This window comes from Bradyrhizobium tropiciagri, from assembly GCF_001189845.1.
GTDB classification, from domain to species: Bacteria; Pseudomonadota; Alphaproteobacteria; order Rhizobiales; family Xanthobacteraceae; genus Bradyrhizobium; species Bradyrhizobium tropiciagri.
Genome location: NZ_LFLZ01000016.1, coordinates 1 through 18,282 on the forward strand (window position 1 = coordinate 1; position 18,282 = coordinate 18,282).

Annotated in this window: 14 protein-coding genes and 1 riboswitch; of the genes, 5 read left to right on the forward strand and 9 right to left on the reverse strand. The window is 58.7% G+C overall.

Annotated elements, in window-relative coordinates; translation table 11 throughout:
• Positions 1-90: 90 nt before the first annotated feature.
• Both AKN84_RS15155 and AKN84_RS47370 read left to right on the forward strand, forming a co-directional pair.
• Entirely contained in the window at positions 91-672 is a 582-nt protein-coding gene (locus AKN84_RS15155; RefSeq protein WP_050421596.1) for a hypothetical protein, read from the forward strand.
• 101 nt (positions 673-773) lie between these two features.
• Positions 774-950, forward strand: coding sequence for a hypothetical protein (locus AKN84_RS47370; RefSeq protein ID WP_157863307.1), 177 nt, complete (start codon positions 774-776; stop codon positions 948-950).
• 282 nt (positions 951-1,232) lie between these two features.
• Here the strand turns inward: AKN84_RS47370 and AKN84_RS15165 are convergent, their stop codons facing one another.
• Both AKN84_RS15165 and AKN84_RS15170 read right to left on the reverse strand, forming a co-directional pair.
• The gene (locus tag AKN84_RS15165) at positions 1,233-1,976 is read right to left on the reverse strand and encodes a carbonic anhydrase (protein WP_050421502.1); all 744 of its coding nucleotides are present in this window, start codon (positions 1,974-1,976) and stop codon (positions 1,233-1,235) included.
• Between the two features lie 11 nt (positions 1,977-1,987).
• The gene (locus AKN84_RS15170) at positions 1,988-2,713 is read right to left on the reverse strand and encodes a thermonuclease family protein (RefSeq protein WP_128970838.1); all 726 of its coding nucleotides are present in this window, start codon (positions 2,711-2,713) and stop codon (positions 1,988-1,990) included.
• 859 nt (positions 2,714-3,572) lie between these two features.
• On the opposite strand from AKN84_RS15170, the gene AKN84_RS15180 reads away from it, so the two are divergent.
• Positions 3,573-3,749: a hypothetical protein gene (locus AKN84_RS15180; protein WP_244485136.1), complete on the forward strand. Its 177-nt coding sequence runs from the start codon at positions 3,573-3,575 to the stop codon at positions 3,747-3,749.
• Positions 3,750-4,205: 456 nt separating this feature from the next.
• Positions 4,206-5,552: an IS5 family transposase gene (locus AKN84_RS15185; protein ID WP_050421597.1), complete on the forward strand. Its 1,347-nt coding sequence runs from the start codon at positions 4,206-4,208 to the stop codon at positions 5,550-5,552.
• A gap of 181 nt (positions 5,553-5,733) precedes the next feature.
• On the opposite strand, the gene AKN84_RS15190 is transcribed toward AKN84_RS15185, so the two are convergent.
• Complete coding sequence (locus tag AKN84_RS15190; RefSeq protein WP_244485138.1) at positions 5,734-6,552, reverse strand: nodulate formation efficiency C protein; 819 nt, start codon at positions 6,550-6,552, stop codon at positions 5,734-5,736.
• Positions 6,553-7,759: 1,207 nt separating this feature from the next.
• Positions 7,760-7,961, forward strand: a riboswitch (cobalamin riboswitch).
• Between the two features lie 99 nt (positions 7,962-8,060).
• Between AKN84_RS15190 and metE the strand changes: the two genes are divergently transcribed.
• Positions 8,061-10,406 carry a 5-methyltetrahydropteroyltriglutamate--homocysteine S-methyltransferase gene (gene metE, locus AKN84_RS15200; RefSeq protein ID WP_050421598.1) on the forward strand — a complete coding sequence of 782 codons (2,346 nt, stop codon included), beginning with the start codon at positions 8,061-8,063 and terminating at the stop codon, positions 10,404-10,406.
• Positions 10,407-11,105: 699 nt separating this feature from the next.
• Here metE and hemN read toward each other — a convergent pair.
• The 6 genes from hemN to AKN84_RS15230 all read right to left on the reverse strand — a co-directional run bounded on the left by hemN (position 11,106) and on the right by AKN84_RS15230 (position 18,201).
• Complete coding sequence (gene hemN / locus AKN84_RS15205; protein ID WP_050421508.1) at positions 11,106-12,458, reverse strand: oxygen-independent coproporphyrinogen III oxidase; 1,353 nt, start codon at positions 12,456-12,458, stop codon at positions 11,106-11,108.
• Between the two features lie 469 nt (positions 12,459-12,927).
• Positions 12,928-13,557: a hemerythrin domain-containing protein gene (locus AKN84_RS15210; RefSeq protein ID WP_050421509.1), complete on the reverse strand. Its 630-nt coding sequence runs from the start codon at positions 13,555-13,557 to the stop codon at positions 12,928-12,930.
• A 147-nt stretch (positions 13,558-13,704) separates the two neighbouring features.
• Positions 13,705-14,298: a helix-turn-helix domain-containing protein gene (locus tag AKN84_RS15215; protein WP_050421510.1), complete on the reverse strand. Its 594-nt coding sequence runs from the start codon at positions 14,296-14,298 to the stop codon at positions 13,705-13,707.
• Positions 14,299-15,018: 720 nt separating this feature from the next.
• Complete coding sequence (locus tag AKN84_RS15220) at positions 15,019-15,807, reverse strand: universal stress protein (protein WP_244485140.1); 789 nt, start codon at positions 15,805-15,807, stop codon at positions 15,019-15,021.
• 340 nt (positions 15,808-16,147) lie between these two features.
• Complete coding sequence (fixJ, locus tag AKN84_RS15225; RefSeq protein WP_050421512.1) at positions 16,148-16,753, reverse strand: response regulator FixJ; 606 nt, start codon at positions 16,751-16,753, stop codon at positions 16,148-16,150.
• A complete protein-coding gene (locus tag AKN84_RS15230; RefSeq protein WP_050421513.1) occupies positions 16,750-18,201 on the reverse strand; it encodes a PAS domain S-box protein in 1,452 nt (483 codons plus the stop codon). Before AKN84_RS15230 ends, fixJ begins: the two co-directional genes overlap by 4 nt.
• Positions 18,202-18,282 lie beyond the last annotated feature (81 nt).

The window sequence follows — 18,282 nt, forward strand, 5'->3', positions numbered from 1 at the left end:
CCTTAGCATAGACCTCCTCTCTCGATGACCGAACCGGCGGCCGTAACGACGGTGCGGATCTGCAAGAGATTAAAACAGAAGGAGAGCTGTATGGATTTCAATGAGATTAACCGCGGCGGATCTCCAGGGTCTCCAGGAGAGTACGCCTGGACACAAGAAGATCATGATCTATTTAGTCGGATCATCAATGAACCCGGTCCATCGTCATCCGCCGTGCCTGAGGAGACGGCTTTCGATGTCTCATTCGCCGTTCCGCACAAGTTTTCCCACGGTACCCAATCCGCCCCCGGGCAAATGGTCGAGAGACTGAACCACTTGGGTCTCCTGCCTGACGCCGAACAGCCGAGTATGACCTATGAGATCAAAGGGCATCGCTATACGGCCGCGCTGGACCTCTCTAGCGGCGTGCGTCTCATTCATAATCCACCGGAGGACCAAAATATTGGAGCTGGGCCAGCGGGGCTACCAGATTTCGGAGCATTCATTTTCGAGACGTCGCGTAGAGGTTTTCCGCTTCCGGAGCAGTGGGCGCCCCCAGCCCTCATCGAGAAGCTGCAGGAAACGGGCTTCATGCCTGGTCCAAACAACACAACAACCATTGCCCTCAATGGCCGAACTTACAATGCGGAATTAATGCGGGGAGGGTTCGTCAGGCTCAGGAGGGCTGGGTGAAAAGGCGCCGAGATAGAACCAGCGGAGCTAGCCGCTACGGTCTTGCGGTCATTCGGTTCCAACTATCTCGGCTGTTCATAGCTCAGCAAATGGACTGTCGCGTGCGCCAGCGGGTGGATAGCATCGGCCCCTGGCGGATCGCGGATTCAGCAAGCCGCCGAAGCGCCCGCGTGAACCGGTTTCGTGAAATCGCCGTCGGCATCGTCTTCGAACGCACCATAAGCCCACAAAACAACTACGCGAAGGATAGCCTCTCCACAGGCGACGGCAGCGGGTGAATCCGTTCTGGCCGTCTCAACGCTGCTGAAGACAACGATAATGAACAACATCGGCCGCGACATCGAGAGTCCTGATGCTGGCCCGCGCGTTACCAACATACGTATGAAGAATATGACCAGTATCAGGAGACCACGCCAACATTATCCCGAAGCTATGACATCCGTGAAGCGGATCCACGTTCCGGTGTACTTGATGCAGCCCAATGGATCCGCGAATGTTGTGTCAGTCGATTGAGGGGGGCGAGGGCAGACCGGCAGGGCGATCGCGCGAGGCCACCAGCGTCAGCCCAATACGTCGACCCTGCCGGTTTCGAGCCGATATAGACCGCCGACGATCTTGAGTGTTTTTTGCTCGATAGCCGGGTTCAGGATCGGGCTGGCGGATTTGAGTTTATTGACGTTATCGATCACATTCTGCCGGATCACATCGGCGGAGCTGTCACCTGGTTGGTGGCCGGACCCTCTTACGGCAGGCGCAAGCGCGCTGACGAGGGAGCGGATATGTCCCGGTGCCGGCTTGCCTTCGTCAAGCGAGTTGATGGTGGCCTCTATCGCGCCGCAGTGATCGTGACCGAGTACCAGGATCAACGGCGTGTTCAGTACGGCGACCGCGTACTCCAGGCTAGCTAGCGTGTCATCGTTGACGAAGTTACCGGCGAGGCGGCATATGAACAAATCACCAAGTCCGCTGTCGAAGGCAAGCTCGGGCGCTACCCGCGAATCGGCGCAGCTCAGAACCGCCGCATATGGATTCTGACCATCGACTAAAAGTCGGCGCTCGCGTTCCAGATCGCGCCCTCGCGACACGCTCTGCACATAACGATCATTACCCTCCATCAGCCGCTTCAGTGCAGCATCGGGCGAGAGCTGATTATCCGGCTTCGGCGGCGCTGTTGCTTGCTTCGCGTCGACAATGTTGCCGGCAAACGGCACGACAAATGCCGAAAGAGCGAACAGTAACAGCGAGCGGCGGGAAGGAGGGACCTCGGTCGGATAGGGAGTGCCCTGTGGATAGTTTGCATGCATGGATAGGACCTCTATCGCGCGGCTCTATGCCAACCCATGGCTTCGGCCTCGTTTTCGCTGCAGAACCAGCGTTCAGCCGGTTTCTTCGTCATGTCGATTTGCCCGTAACTGATTTGTCCCGGAGAGTGATACGTGCGCTCGCCGTTACCGTCGATGGTGCCCTTTATCACGCAGTCGGGGGAGGGCGGGTCAGATAGCAGAGCGGATCCGAGCAGGAGTTCCTGGGCCTCGTTCGGCACCGAGCTCGCGCCGACAATGATCGTGCTCTTGTTGCGGCGGCGCCAGTCCCAGGGGGTGATGAATGCCCCCGACCACAGGCCGGCAAAGGCATTGCTCGCCACCACCTCATTGATGAGGTAAACATGCGTGGATGGAGCGGATGACAGTGCCCAGCCGGAGCTTACCATCCAGGCGTTCACGTCCTGGCCCTCGATGAAGCAACTGCCGAGAGACCTGCCGTACTTGTCTACTCCTGCGGTCTGACAATCCCATATTCGTCCATTCGAGTAGTTGATAAGGGCGTCACGAGCAGCTACCCCGCAGGCCCATTTCTGACCATGAGCATCCAGGCAAATCTGATCAGTGTCGGGGGCCTCGATACCGGAGAGCCGAATTCGCGTTTGCGCGATCTCTATCGTGTTGGCGTCGAGGATTTGGGGAGCACCGCTCAGTTTCGCCGCGCAAACAGGAGACGCGATGATAGCGAGCAATGCTGCCATCATTACGCGGTACTTCATCCTGATATCCTTTCGCTCTTGGTTCATCTGCTCACAACATCGCAGCGATCCGGTGTCGTCACAGCCGACTGCTGACCGCACAGGTCGTCGTCTGGTCGGCATCTATCGACAATGCTTTTGGAAGCGCTTTTGTGGAAGCTTGCTTATATTTTCAGCGTACGACCTGACGCTGGGTGAGATTCAAGAGATTTCTTCGGGGGCATTTTCCGATGCGGCTCTGGCATCCGAAGCTCGCTCCCTCTCTCCCGGACATATTCCCGCATGTTTTCAGCGCTGGGCTCGCGACCCGGGAAGGGCGCTTGGCACGCTATTTCACCAAGGGCTCGGAATAAGCGGGCGAGTGCTAGTCTTCGCCGCCGAGCGGAAGAAGCCGCATTGCTAAGTCTCTATCGTTCGACAGGACTACACGCGGTTGATGGTAAGGAAAGTAGAGGCCTGGCAAGGCACGATAAGAGTGATTGCTCAAAAGAGATCGGCCTCTCGCTTGGTCCCACGGCACAAAGCAACCATGCTTCACTCACACGGTGGGCCGCATCCGCGACCGTCATTGCCCTGAAACGCTGCGCGCGAAATGGCTTCCATAAGCCTGGCCGGCGTCGATGCTCGTCGAACGGAAGAAAGCACGGTTCGGCGTAAGGGCGAGCGTGCGGAATGATGTGGGACGGCTTTTACGGGCTGCGGTGCAAGGGCGTCCTCGCACTATTGCGAGTTGCGATCTGGTCGCGATTTCAGAGCGATGAATTAATCCACAACACGTGTCTGCAGTCAGGCATTGCGGCATTCGCGCTGGCGGGACTTGGGCGACTCACGCTAGTCATTATGTTCAACTGCCTCGCCGCACAATGGGATTGAAATGGTTATGGCCACCCCCGAATTGCCGGTCTCTTGTTACGCGCTAGAAGTGGACGGCCGGCTCAAGGCCGAATTCGCAACCAGAGACGGCGCCCGGGCTGGTGGAGCAGAACTAAAGAAGCGTTTTCCCATGCTTCAAATCAAGATCTATGACGCGCAGACGAATGCGCGCGAGGAAATTTAGATTAAGCTCAGTTCGATCTTTGATCCTCGCAGCAAGGCTGCGGAGCTCCTCGCCGGGGGCACTCGGGAAAGGGTCCCGCCGCCATTGAGGATGCCGGCGTCGCTATCACTGCCCCGTTCCCGGGGTCCCTCTTAAACCGGTCTCGTCGCTGCACTCGCTCCCGCGGGTGCTTGTTGGTCGCGCGATGCGCTGCGCGCACGCCTGGTCGGGCTTGGCCTCAGCATCGCCTCGCTTGGTCCGTGAAGGATGACACGTCGCGCTGGCGAGAGCGGATGTGTCTTTTTGTAGTCGCCCGTGAAGAACTCGTAAGGCCTTGATCGGGGATTCAATTTTTCTGGCGCAGGGAGTTTGGGATTGCAAGCTTTCGGGGTGTCGAGCCTTGGAAGCTTGCGTTTTCATTTTCAAGATTCCCTCGAATCGCCGGGCGTGATTCCGTGGTCGCATCTGGAGGGGACGATGCGACCACAAAAGCCGCAGACGACGGGGGCAGGTGATCTGTTTCGCGCCAGGCTCGACCAGATCATCAACATGAAGCACGAGCTGGTGCAGCTTGGCGGCAAGATCGACTGGGACTGGATCGATCGCGAGATCGCGCCGCTCTATAGCGACAAGGGCCGGCCCGGGATCGAGACCCGGTTCATCATCGGGCTCCTTCTGCTCAAGCAGATCTACGGCTTATCCGACGAAGGGGTGTGCGAGCGCTGGGTCTATGATCCGTATTTCCAGCACTTCACAGGCGAGGAGGTTTTCCAGCACGAGTTCCCGCACGAGCGCTCTGACCTGAGCCATTGGAGGAAGCGCCTCGGTGACAAACTGGAGCTTTTGCTGGCCGAGAGTTTAAGGGTCGCGCACGAGACCGGCGCGCTGCGCACGCGTGACCTCGAGCGGGTCACGGTGGACACCACCGTGCAGCCCAAGGCCATCACCTTCCCAACCGATGCCAAGTTGCTGCATGCGGCAATCAGGGGGCTCAACCGGCTGGCCCGCAAATGCGGGGTGCGGCTACGGCAGTCCTATCTGCGCATCGCCAAGCGAGCGGCCATGATGGCTTCCCGCTATGCCCATGCCAAGCAGTTCAAGCGCCACCATCGCCAATTGCGCCTGCTGCGCAGCCGACTCGGGCGGATCATCCGCGACATCCACCGCAAAACCGCCGGACAGCCAGAACTCGCGGCGGTCTTCGAAGGGCCGCTCGCGCGTGCTGCACAGATCCGATCGCAGCAGCAGCGCCAACGCGGATGGAAGCTCTATTCCTTCCATGCCCCCGAGGTCGAATGCATCGGCAAAGGCAAGGCCAGCGCACCCTACGAGTTCGGCGTCAAAGCCTCGATCGTCACCACCAACGCCAGCGCTCCCGGTGGCCACTTCGTGCTCCACGCCAAGGCGCTGCCGGGCAACCCTTATGACGGGCATACGCTCGGCAGCGTCTTTGATGCCACCGAGGAGCTTACCGGCTGCGCGATCGAGCGCGCCAATGTCGACAAGGGCTATCGCGGCCACGACACGGCCAATCCGCGTCGCGTCTTCATCTCTGGTCAGAAGCGTGGAGTCTTCGGCGTCATCAAGCGCGAACTACGGCGTCGCTCAGCAATCGAACCCGTCATCGGACACATGAAGACCGATGGCCACCTCGGCCGCTGCCATCTCAAAGGTCGCGAGGGCGACGCCGCAAACGTTATCCTCACCGCCGTCGGCCACAATCTCCGCCGCGTCCTTGCCTGGCTCAGGGCTCTGCTGCGCCTATTCCTGCTCGCTCTCTGCCAGGCATTCGCCCCCGTGCCGGCAGTCAGATGGGCTTCTTAACGGCCGACTTTGTACTGGTTCCGCCGCGCCTACTCGTCCGAAGAGGCAGGAGCCATCCTGATGCCTGGCTTTCTCGATTGGGGGCTTGCAGGCCGGAGAAAGGCTTGCCTGCTGCTGGCATAGCTGGACGCGTCACTATTTCAGCGCATGGGTCTTGCTGTTGGCGCGACCCGCTCGGTGCTCAAGGAGTAGCGCTGCCGTCCTGATTATTTGTCGAGGCCTTTCGCCCCCCCTCCAACGCCTCGTTTGGCTCTATGTGATGGAACCAGGAGCCGGGAGGAGACGTCGCAATCCTCTTGGCAAGGAAAGATTGCGGCTCCCAATTGTGCCCCTCGCGCTTCTCGAAGGTGATGACGCCATTCTCCGTAAAATAACGCGGGCCTGGTATGTTGCAGTTCACCAACAGCAGAACGCGCCACCGGTCCGCTTTCTCGGTCGGCTTGTCATTCGCCGCCGTCACGTAATCCACGACAACAGGTTCGATGATATGACAGCGGCCGCGCCGCAATAGATCTCCGAGCTTGCCCCGCGCGGTCGTGACAAAGTTGAAATTGACCGGATCATGCAGAAAACGAAGGTTTGCGTCTTTTTCTCCGTCGGTGACTTCACTGGCGATGAGTGAAAGCGCCAGGGCACGCCAGCCGAGTTCGATGGGCTTTGCATAGGGAGACGCAACTTCAATCTTTCCGTCGGTCCCGACCTTCCAGGTAATAACGTAATGTTCGTCTGATATGTTATCCTGATGTCTGGTCCAGGAAAGATAAACATACTCAGTGTGGTCGATGCCTTCGGCGATTCCCCAGTTTCGAGGGACGAAGTGAGCCACTTTCGAGACTTTGGAGACAATGTGCTCGATTGTCTCACCGTCTCGTGCTCGCCAGGTTGACTTGACTCGTTCGACAAGCGCGTTTTCGCCGGCTCGCGCACTGTTGCCCGTCGCAACCAGCCCAGCAAGGAAAATCAGCAATTGACAGAGACAAAGCGTGCCTCTTGCAGACATTCTCTTCATAGCGGCAGGACCATCGGTTTTGCATCCACACGTCAAAGCGGCAGCCTTCAATGCTATCCTCGATTGGAAGAAGTTAGCGGCAACGTGACGCGGGCGCCTGCCGATGTCCCGCGCGAGCAGGCGCAGTCCCCTCGACGTCACGCGCCGCTAACTTCAGTGGGCCAGCGACAACCTCAATTTGCTGTGCTGGACCTGCCCAGGGGGAGAAGCCCGGGCATCTTGCGCCTGCATCCTTCGTGCCAGGAAATACCCGGCAAAATCGCGCCGGATTCGTGTAGCGTTTGTCGGCTTTCCGACCTGCGCTCGTTTCAATGTTTCCAATCCGCCGATCAGCGCGGGCTTGCTCAACTTTGTCGCGCCGATCTTCGAGGCGCAAGCGAAGGGCGCTGCCGGTTTACGGATGAGAAATCGGGAAGCATTTTTAAAAGTTGTCGAACCGTCCGCTCGGTGTGGTCACCCGAACGCCCGCGATCTCTACCGGCCCGCAAATGATAAGCAAAAACGCTCATCATCGCCGGGCGTGTGGAATCGTTCGGAAGCGAGTCGTCAGGCAGGCAATGATACGGTGCGCGCGTTTCTGCCTACGCACACGGTCAGTCGTCCAGCTGCCTCGACTACGCATTCATGGTTGGATGAGCCGCTGTTTCCAGTCGCGCCGGCCGGGTAAGCGAAAAACGATCAAGTCGCGCTAGCTTCCTCTCAAGTTGCTCAACATTCTCGAGGACGTCTGACTGACGGATTGATTCATGAACGCTGTCAGCAGCCTCCCGAACATGCTGACCGCAAAGACGGTGACAGCAAAGACGCCGACGGCGCTCCAAACAGCCATTTTCATTGCGGGCCTCCCAGTGTTCGTTGAGGCGAATCGATATGCGTGCCCGAGTATTATCGGCATCAGAGACCGCAAGTCGCCTATCAGGATTGGTGGGCTCATAGGTCAACATGCGCGCCGGGTATTCTGATGAATGGTTGCGCAGATGTTTTGCCCCTGGCGGCGATTCTCGACTGTCGAGAGACAGGATGCTGGCGCGTTGGAAGCGCCGCGAATTGCGCCTTCGACAATTCTTTCGACACATATATTGGAGAGAGCTTCCAATCGTGGTCAACTTTCGACGTTGAATGGCCATTTGAGTCACCGATGATGGCAGCATTGACGTGAGAGAGTCATCTGAGAGGTTGACGGAAGCGGTCTGTTGCCGATAATCCAAATCGTAGAGGTTCTCCGGTCCCGCTGGATCCGGAGCTAAGAGGGAAGCCGGTGAACAGGCCGGCGCTGCCCCCGCAACTGTAAGCGGCGAGCCGCTGTCCAACAAAGTCACTGAAGCCTGTGCGGCTTCGGGAAGGCCGGACAGCAGCGATGACCCGCGAGCCAGGAGACCTGCCTCGACCACATATACGTCCACGGGCGGGGTGTCCCGGTGGTGCGCCAAGCAACCGCCCCTCGGGCGGTTGTGCTTGCGTCCGCCATGGCCTTTGCCCCCAACTACGGGGTTAGCGCTATGTCTCTTCTCTCCCTTCCGGTTGCCACGCTTGGAACGCCTCGGATCGGTCCCAGGCGCGAGCTCAAACGCGCGCTTGAAAGTTACTGGGCCGGCGCAATCAGCGAACAGCAATTGCTCGAGGACGCAGCTGGCCTGCGCGCTGCGAACTGGGCCCGCCAAAAATCCCTCGGTGTCACCGTCATTCCGTCCAACGATTTCTCGTTGTACGACCAGGTGCTCGACACCTCTGTCATGGTTGGTGCCATCCCGGAAGTCTACGCCTCGAAAACCGAACCGGTTTCGCTCAAGACGTACTTCGAGATGGCCCGCGGTTCACAGTGGGGCCGAGAGACTGCGAGTTGCAGCCACGGATCGGGCGGATATGGCGCGCCCGCACAGGAAATGACCAAGTGGTTCGACACCAACTACCACTACATGGTCCCTGAATTTCATCGGGGACAGACGTTCCGCCTGTCCTCGCGAAAGCCTATCGAGGAGTACGAGGAAGCTAAGGCCCTCGGGTTCCAGACCCGCCCTGTGCTGATCGGGCCGGTCACATTCTTGAAGCTTGGCAAGAGCGCGGATCCTGCGTTCCAGCCGCTGTCGCTCCTGGACGAGCTGATACCGGTCTATGTCGAAGTTCTGCAAGAACTAGCCAAACGGGGAGCAAACTGGGTTCAATGCGACGAGCCCTGCCTGGTCCTTGATCTGGAGGAGGGGGCGCGAAGATCTTTGCTACACGTCTACGATCGGCTCGCCAGGGAAGTACCTGACGTCAAGATCATGGTCGCGAGCTATTTCGGCGATCTCGGCGATAACCTGGACACGGCTTTGAACATGCCCGTTGCCGGACTGCACGTGGATTTGGTCCGCGCGCCGAACCTGTTGGGCCGAATCATTGCTGCCCGGCGATGTGACCTCGTCATGTCCCTTGGCGTCATCGACGGACGAAATGTATGGCGGTCAAACCTGTCGACGCTCCGCCAGCAACTGGATCCCGTGATTGCGAAGCTAGGCAGAGATCATGTCCAGATTGCTCCGTCCTGCTCGCTGCTTCATGTGCCCGTCGATGTTGAACTCGAGACCGGACTTGCACCCGATCTCAAGAGCTGGCTTGCCTTTTCGGTACAGAAGATGCGTGAGCTTGCGATCCTGGCGCGGGCACTCGCGGGCGATCAGAATGTCGCTGAAAGTCTTGCTGAATCGCAGTCGGCCGTGACGTTCCGCCGGACTTCACCAAAGATCCGCGATGCCGATCTCGCGGTGCGGATGCGAGCGATCGACCAGGCCATGTGCCGGCGCGCCAGCCCATTTGTCCGTCGAGCCGACATCCAACGCAAGCGCTTTGGACTACCGGCCTTTCCCACTACGACGATCGGATCCTTCCCGCAAACCCCAGAGGTCCGTAATGCGCGCGCAGCACATGCGCAAGGCGGCATAAGCGACGAGCAATACGACAAGTTCCTCAAGGAGGAGACCGCGCGCGCTCTGCGTTGGCAGGAGGACATTGGTCTGGACGTCCTTGTGCACGGCGAGTTCGAGCGTAATGACATGGTGCAGTACTTCGGCGAGCAACTCGCCGGATTCGCATTTACCAGGAACGGTTGGGTACAATCCTATGGCTCGCGCTGTGTCAGGCCACCGATCCTGTTCGGCGATGTTTTGCGGCCAAAGCCGATCACTGTGGATTGGTGGCTCTATGCGCAATCATTAACCAGCAAGCCGGTGAAGGCGATGTTGACCGGACCAGTAACAATCTTGAACTGGTCGTTTGTTCGCGATGATATTCCAAGAGGCGAGGTCTGCCGGCAGATCGCACTGGCGATCCGCGACGAAGTCCGCGATCTCGAGATAGCCGGTGCGAGCATGATCCAGATCGACGAAGCTGCCCTCCGCGAAGGGTTGCCATTGCGCCGATCGGAGTGGGCGGCCTACCTTCAATGGGCCGTCGATAGCTTCCGCATTTGCTCATCAGGCGTTGCAGATCAAACCCAGATTCATACGCATATGTGCTATTCGGAGTTTAATGACATTATCGATGCCATTGCTGCAATGGATGCGGATGTCATCTCGATCGAAACGTCGCGCTCGAAGATGGAGCTGCTCGACGCGTTCAGGTACTACAAATATCCCAATCAAATCGGGCCGGGCGTATATGACATCCATTCTCCCCGCATCCCCGAGGCCGGGGAAATGAAGGAGCTGATAGCATTGGCTCGGCAGCGGTTGCAGGATTCGCAGCTCTGGGTAAATCCGGACTGTGGCCTGAAGACGCGCAAATGGGAGGAGGTTCGCCCGGCGCTGGTCAACATGGTCGCCGCCGCCCGCGAACTGCGCGCAGCATCTGATCGGACAAGTCGTTGATCTTACTCTCTCCTCCCGGACGCTGACCCGCTCATAGCGCGTTTGCGCTCTGGATCATCTCGACCGAGCTCGGATAAAAGAAGCCCGGCCGCGCTTAGCAGGCCGGGCGAAAGTTAAGTCTGAGAGGAGCGATGCTGACACATCGCCGACTTCCATCGGCGGAGGGAGGACAGCCGATGGTTCGATTGCCGGCGAGGACATCCGCCGTAAATCTGCCCCCAAGTTGAAGCACGGATCAGCATAGCTCAATCATGCTGTGGTATGCGACCGATGTCGTCGAGTATTGGAACACTAGACTAAGGTTTGTCTGGAGCACCCGGTCATAATGGTTTGTCGAGGCGAGCAAAGACTGCGGCTGGCGACACCCGACCGGCTTGGTACCGACCAAGGCGAAATGCAATTAGCGGCGCTTTTTTGCCCGGATCAGCGCGACCATGCGAGCAAACGCGACCGCAAGAAGTACTCAAGCAACCGATGCATGATCTTGTTGATCTGGCTGCGCAGGCAATCTGTCCGGTTCCACTGTAGCGAAGGTTTGGGACCCTGTTTGGAATGGATGGACGGATCGACACGCGACCATGAAAGTGGTGGACAAATAGGATGATCCACGATCACGAGATCGGCCCGCACCGGGCATAAGCCAGTTCACTGGTGACTGAAGTGCGGATTGCTAGAGTGGCAAGCCCGCCGCTCACACGATTAGACCGCCGCGCTGTGCATAGCCCCGCACCGAGCGAGGTGAGCGTCGAACGCGGAGGCGACGCTCCGGACCAGAAACCGGGCGCCGTCGACTACGGAAAGCCGGCCATTGTCAACCACGACGACGCCATCTGCGATAAGGCTGTCGAGCCTGGGCCGATCGACAACGGCCAACTCCGGATCCCTGCCGTGACGGCGAGACGTCTCGGACAGATCGATTGTCATGTCGCACATAATCCGCTCGATGATCTCCGCCCGGTAGCGATCATCATCAGTCAGTAAATAGCCCTTCGCCGTCGCGAGCCGATCCTCGGTGATGCGGGCGAGGTAATCCCTGGTCGAGACGGCATTCGCGACGAACCCCTGTTGCAGGCGGCCGATGGCGCTGGCACCGAGGCCAATGAGCGCGTCTGCGCAATCGTCAGTGTACCCCTGAAAATTGCGGCGCAACTTACCTTGCTTCGCCGCCACAGCGAGATTGTCATGCGGCAGGGCGAAGTGATCGAGGCCTACGCGTACGTATCCAGCGTCAACCAAAGTGTGAGCTACCATTTCGGATTGGAGATAGCGCTCGAGGCTGTCGGGCAGAGTGGATTCGTCGATCTTGCGTTGATGCTTCTTGAAGGTCGGAACGTGCGCGTAACCAAAGGCCGAAAACCGGTCCGGATGCAATTCGAGGCATTTGTCGACGGTATCCAGGCATGAATCGACCGTCTGTCTGGGCAGCCCATACAGCAGGTCGAAATTGATCCGGCAAATGCCGGCGTGGCGTAGCCGCTCGACCGAAATTGCGGTCTGTTCGAAGCTCTGCGGGCGGTTGATGGCCTGCTGGACGACCGGGTCGAAGCTCTGCACGCCAAGGCTTGCCCGGTTGACCCCGCTATAGCCCAGGGCTTCGGCCATCGGATTGCTCAACATGCGGGGATCGATTTCCACGGCGATCTCGGCATCAGGCAGGAGGGCGAACGAATAACGCAACGAGCCGACCAAATCGGCGAATGCTTCAGGTGTCAGGATCGTCGGCGTGCCACCGCCGAAGTGGATATGAGAGATTGGCTGTCGTTGGCCAACGGCTTCTGCAACGAGGTAGGCTTCAGTGCGCAATCCAGCTGTATAGATCGCGATCGGATCGTCGCGTTTCGTGACGGATGTATGGCAGCCGCAGTACCAACACATGCTTCGGCAAAATGGCACGTGCACGTAGATCGAGGCGGACTGCTGGCCGTCGAGAGACTTGAGCCAAGCTTGATAGTCGAACTCCCGAACTGATGCTGAGAAATGAGGGGCGCTCGGATAGCTGGTGTAGCGCGGTAGTCGGTGCTGCCCGTAGGATTGTGCTAGGTCCGGTCGCATTGCGATGCCTCTCTCGCTCTTTGGGCGCCCGTTTATCGGACAGGTGCATGGTAAGCTTTGCGCTGCCTCAAATATCGCGGTTACTGATGGGCTGGCCGGTAGGTCATGCCAGCGGCGCATACATCATGCTTTGAATTGTGTGAAGCGGTCGCACGGCAGGAATGAGCCTTCTTGGCAATGCACCTCCCACGAGCGAGAACGACACGAAACGAAGCAGCAAACGGATCTTTATCGAAATTGACATCCGACAGCTCTGCTGTGCAGAGCGAACGTCCCGGGATCTGCGGTATCCGATTATGTTTGAATCAGACCGTTTAAACGTTCGGCCATGCCGCTTGCGCCGCCAGTTGAAGCAAACGACCGTCAGGCGGAGAAGCCTATCTCCCGTGCGTAACCTGGGGGCAGGCGAGCGATCTTCTTTTCGAGTCCCATGAAATGATGTCCAATTTCCTGGCGAAAGCGGCAGCGATCAATGTGGTCCATCTCTCTCCGCATTGTGCCGCGGGTTGCCGGCCAACGCGCTCGAAAACGCAAGTGCGCTCCGTTCTGCCTCAGCTTCTTGTTCCAATTGTAGAATATGCGCTCTTAGCGCGTCGGAAGCCGCTTCAGCTGTCTCGCTGAATAGCGGATCTCCGTGATCGGTGAGGGCGGAAGCGACTTCGGCCCAATCCTCAGCTGATAAAGCCGCAACGGCGGCGGGGAAGAAGTCCCGTTCTTCCCACATCATGTGGTGCCGCTCGCGTACTATAAAGTCGCGTACGATCTTGCCGACATCTTGCCGAAGGATTTCACGATCTGCCAGGACGCCATCAATGGCGCGAGCGAAGTGGTGCAAGCGGTCGATGACTTCCTGATGCTCATGCGCGAGATCTCCGACCATTGCGACCGCATCCGGATCGCACCTCTTGAGCTTGGAAAAGATCAAGTCTTCTTGAGGATGATGATACACCTCAGGGTAAACCTCGAAATAGCTGATAATCGCGCGGATCACCTCATAGTCCGGACGATGTCCTTGCTCAAAAATCTCCAATTCGCGTTGAAGGGCGACCAAAAGGAGATCGATATTACGATGCTCTCGAAGCAAGCGACCGATGATCATTGCGGTGCTCCATGGAGGAAAATGTAAACTGGCGGCGATTTGTGCCCGGTTCCCCAAGCCGCAGTTGGTTGTCCTTCGCTGTATTTTCCAGCACGGCTCGGCGCACAGAGGCGTGCGGCGCCCAGCCTGGAGCTGGCGCAAATCACGTTAGCCAAAGTTCTGCGCAAAGCGGTTGGACAATGTGTCCTTGCGGAGCTCGACTCGGCGCGTGGTCGGCAGGGCGATCGCGCCATTCTGCTCAAGCTGAGTGAAAGTGCGCGACACCGTCTCGATGGTCAAGCCAAGGTAATCTGCAACATCCTGCCGTGACATGGGTAGATCGATGGCCGCGCTCTTCGTAGTGCGCCGAGATATGTCGAGCAGGAACGCGATGACCCGTTCTTCTGCGCTGCTGATCAGGAGCATCGAATGCGCCTGGAAACGGCGGAGCTCAAGCGCCATCGCGTCCCAGAGCTGCCTTGCGAGTTCCCTCTCGTGGCTGGCGCGAAAGATGACAGCGGTGCGCTTCACCATGAGCAGGTGCGTCTCGCAGATCGCCTCGGCCGAAGAGATATGGCTTTCTTCGGCCTCAAAGCCGAAGATGTCACCAGGCAAATAAAACGCGCCGATCTGACGACGTCCGTCCTCCAGAATCTTGTAGGTTCGCACAGCCCCCGATACCACCTGATAAAGGTATTCGGCTGCTTCATCCTCTCCGTAAATCTCGCTATTGCGTGTGAACCGCATCGGTGTCGCAATCATACCAAGCGGTCCACGATTGTCAGATTTCCCACGCAAGACGTTGGGTGGATGGCGGCTGGTCTCAGGAAGGCTGGCGGTCCGGGCGTGCATGGCGAACTTTGCTTGCGAACGTCGATGACACGCAGATTGGCCGCTCCTGACAAACTGTGAAATCCAGATGTTTTACCTAAGTAGAAGCCACTAGGTATTTACGCGTAAGCTCATGATTGAGTTCCTCTTGAACGACGCGCGACGCGGGTCCCCTGCTACTCGAACATGCTCAAATCAATTGGGCCAGCTTTGGATCAGAAGGCTGACCTGGCAGGCCGCCACGAAAACAATCGAAAGCGAACGGCCACACCGGTGGAGAGTGCTAAGAGCTGTCCCCACCGTCACTTTCAGCCCGCCGTAGGAAGTCGCCTTCGCAAATCATGACTCTGATCCTGGTCGGGCCCTGGAGTGGCCAGCCGGGATCATGAGGATCCGTGTATGCTCATCGATGTGGACGACGGCCCGGTCGTCACTTCATGTGGTCCGAGTTGGAAACTGAATCATAGAGCTAAGCTCGCGCGACATATTGTCCCGGCTCAACAGTCCGCTCTGCCGCACTCCCGCAATCGTAGGAACCGAAGGACATCCTGATCTAGCCTGATGTTAAGCTCGGGCATCGTCGGATGCGCCGATCGCGACAGCATTTTGATGGCATCTTCGCGGATCCGGCGACGTGCCGCCCGTACCGTCTCACTGTGACATCAGGACCGGGATGTTGATCCCGCGGAGCATATGGCTGGCGGTGCCGAGCAGCCTCTCTTGCAGCTGAGAGCAACCGTAGCCTCCCATCACCAGCAGGTCGAGGCTCTCGTCGGTCGCAAGCGACAGGAGAGCGCGCCGCGCTGCCCGGGATGCCGGAAGTGACACGATCCTCGCAGGAAGTCCTGATTTTGCGAGATACTCTCCCAGATGCGCGGTGGAACTCTCTGCCGGGACTTTGTCCGGGGCGGTGGTCGCGATGATGGTGAGGGTATCGGCTCTACACAAAAGTGGCGTTGCGTCGTGCAACGCACGCGCCGCACGGCGGCTGCCGTCCCAACAAATCCCTACTCGTCTGATCGAGAAGGCGCCGTCGAAGGTTGGTGGCAGATACAGAACTGGCCCGCCAGCCTGGGAAAGGATCCCCCTGAGTATCAGATTGTCGCAACTATCGTAGCCGCCCTGAGGCTGGGTAACGATGGTCATGTCGTGGACTCGCGCGCTCGCGCAGATGATCCGGCGCGCGTCGGTTGGAAGCGCGCTCAGCGCGCGACTCGTATAGGAAATGCCGGTATTCCGTGCCTGTAGATCGAAGGCATGAAGTGCTGCTTCGGCCCGCTCCAACGCTTGCGCCTGCTCGACGTCGAAAACAGCAGTAACCGCCGTTACGCCAATTGCAAGAAGCGGAATAATTGTTCTCTCGTAGCCGATGGCTACAACGTCAAGATGCGCGCCGGTACTCTGTGCGAAGGAGATCGACCCGTTGATTGCAGCCCGCACCGGGAGCTCCGTCGGAAGGTGAACCAGTATATTCCCGAGCATTGTCGTTCTCCGAAGTCAAAGACCTGCTGCCTCGGAAGAATCCGAGCCCTCAAATGATCCGCATCATATGCCGCCGCTGAATGTTCTCGAGCACGAACAAACTGGCAAGGAGCGGGCCTCATAATAGTCCACGGCCAGGAATAGTACTCGCCTGTGTTGCACGATTTACGCCCTGCAAAGAATCCGCAGGCGATTTAAAGCTCCACCGCATCAGCAACATGACCTTCTCGGCGCGATCTGCTCAGTTGAAACAGACAGCTGGATGCTTGAATAGGGCGTTCCGTCGCTTGCGATGTTGCTAGAGCCCGGCGGCGATAGCTATTCGCATCAACTCGGACATGCTGCGAACATTGGTCTTTGCCATGACGTTCGCCCGGTAAACCTCGACCGTTCTCGGGCTGATACCAAGATCATGGGCAATCACCTTGTTGATCTTGCCGGCCAGTAGTCCCTGCAGGACATCACGCTCGCGCGATGAGAGGTCTGCCAGGCGGGCTTCGGCCTGCAGTTTCGCCGTATCGTCCGCTGGCTTGGTTGGCCTTGCTTCCAAGGCGCTATTGATCGCACGCAATAGCACCTCGTCTTCGAAGGGCTTCTCGATGAAGTCGATCGCACCCGCTTTCATCGCTTCGACTGCCAGCGTTACGTCGCCATGACCAGTTATCAGGATGACGGGACAGTCGACGCGATCGGCCTTCAGCTTGCGGACCAGTTCCAGGCCGCTCATGCCCGGCATGCGGATGTCCGACACAATGCAGTCAACCGGACCGCTCGCGGCGTCACCGAGAAAACCGCTCGCCGTCTCATAGGTTGCCACGCAGAAGCCTTTAACATCAAGCAGAAACGCGAGCGAGTCCCGCATCGCGGCGTCATCGTCGATCACAAGAACGCGCCGCATGGTCATGCTTCTTCATTAGCCTCCGCAAATGGCAGGGTAAACTGAAAGACCGTGCCGCCGCCCGGATTGGCTTCCACAGCGATGTGGCCGCCATGGGACTCGATGATCGTCCGGCAGATTGATAGTCCCACACCCATGCCATGCTCTTTGGTCGTGACAAAGGGCTGGAACAGCCGGTCGGCGATATCAGGGCTGATACCAGAGCCTGTATCGGCAACGGTAAACCTGGCGAGGCCGTCGACTTTGGCAACTCCGACGGTCAATTCGCGACGCGGGCCGGAAGCCATCGCCTCGATCGCGTTTCGTATCAGGTTCAGCGCGACCTGCTGGATCTGGATCTTGTCCACGATCATCGATGGCAGATCGCGATCGCTGCGGATCGTCACCCGCACGCCTTGATCCTTGGCGCCGAGCAAGGCCAGAGCGACCGCCTCTTCAAGCATAGTGAGCGGATTCTCCATTGTGTGCTCCGTCTCGCCTTTGGCAACGAATTCCCGCAGGCGCTTGATGATTTCGCCGGCGCGCAGAGCTTGCTGGGTGGCATGTTCGATGGCATCACCAATACGGTTGGCGTCCGGCTTGTCTGACGCCAGCAGCGTCTTGGCGCCGCGCATGTAATTTGTGATTGCGGAGAGCGGCTGGTTGATCTCGTGGGCAATAGACGAGGCCATCTCACCCATGGCGGTCAACCGCGAGACGTGCACGAGCTCAGATTGCAGTTCCTGCAATCGCCGTTCCTGCGCTCGCCGTTCGGTGAGGTCTCGGATGAAACCGGTAAAGAATCGTTCGCCGCGCACTTTGGCCTCACCGACGGCAAGCTCCATCGGAAAGGTCGAGCCGTCGCTTCGCTCGCCGACCACGATACGGCCGAGGCCGATAATGCGCCGCTCTCCGGTAGTCAGATAGCGTTCAATGTAGCGGTCATGCTCGGCGCGGTAGGGCTGCGGCATTAACCTGGATACATTCGCTCCGACCACTTCGTCCGGAGACCAACCGAATAAACGCACTGCCGCGGCGCTGAACGAGCGAATGAGTCCCTTCTCGTCAATCACGATCATGGCTTCCGGCACGGTGTCCAGGATCGACTGCAGATGGGCTTGTCGGTACCGCGCCTGCTCTGATTCTCGCCGCAGCCGATCGCCCATGAAGCCGAGCAGGGGGCCAAGTACCGCCAGTCCGGCTATATCGATCATGTTTGCGGAATCGGAGATGAGGTTGTTCCCAAGACATGCCGCGCTGATGATGAGGCAGAGCAGCGTAGCGAAGATGGCCGGTCCGCGGCCGCCGGCGAAAGCGGCAAAAACGATGACTGGAAGGTAGATGATCGTGAACGTGCGGTCCTGAAGATACGGATCCAGCGCCGCACGAAGCACGAGCGCCACCGCGGCGGCCGCCGCGGCTGTGCCATAGCGGTACCAGATGTGGGCGACATGTTTCCCGGCAAACCCTCTCATTCGATCGACTGTACATAGTTTGTCTATGTGAGGCGACCGGATGCAGCCGCGTTTCGTTGCGCTACCTATTGTGTGCAGGGC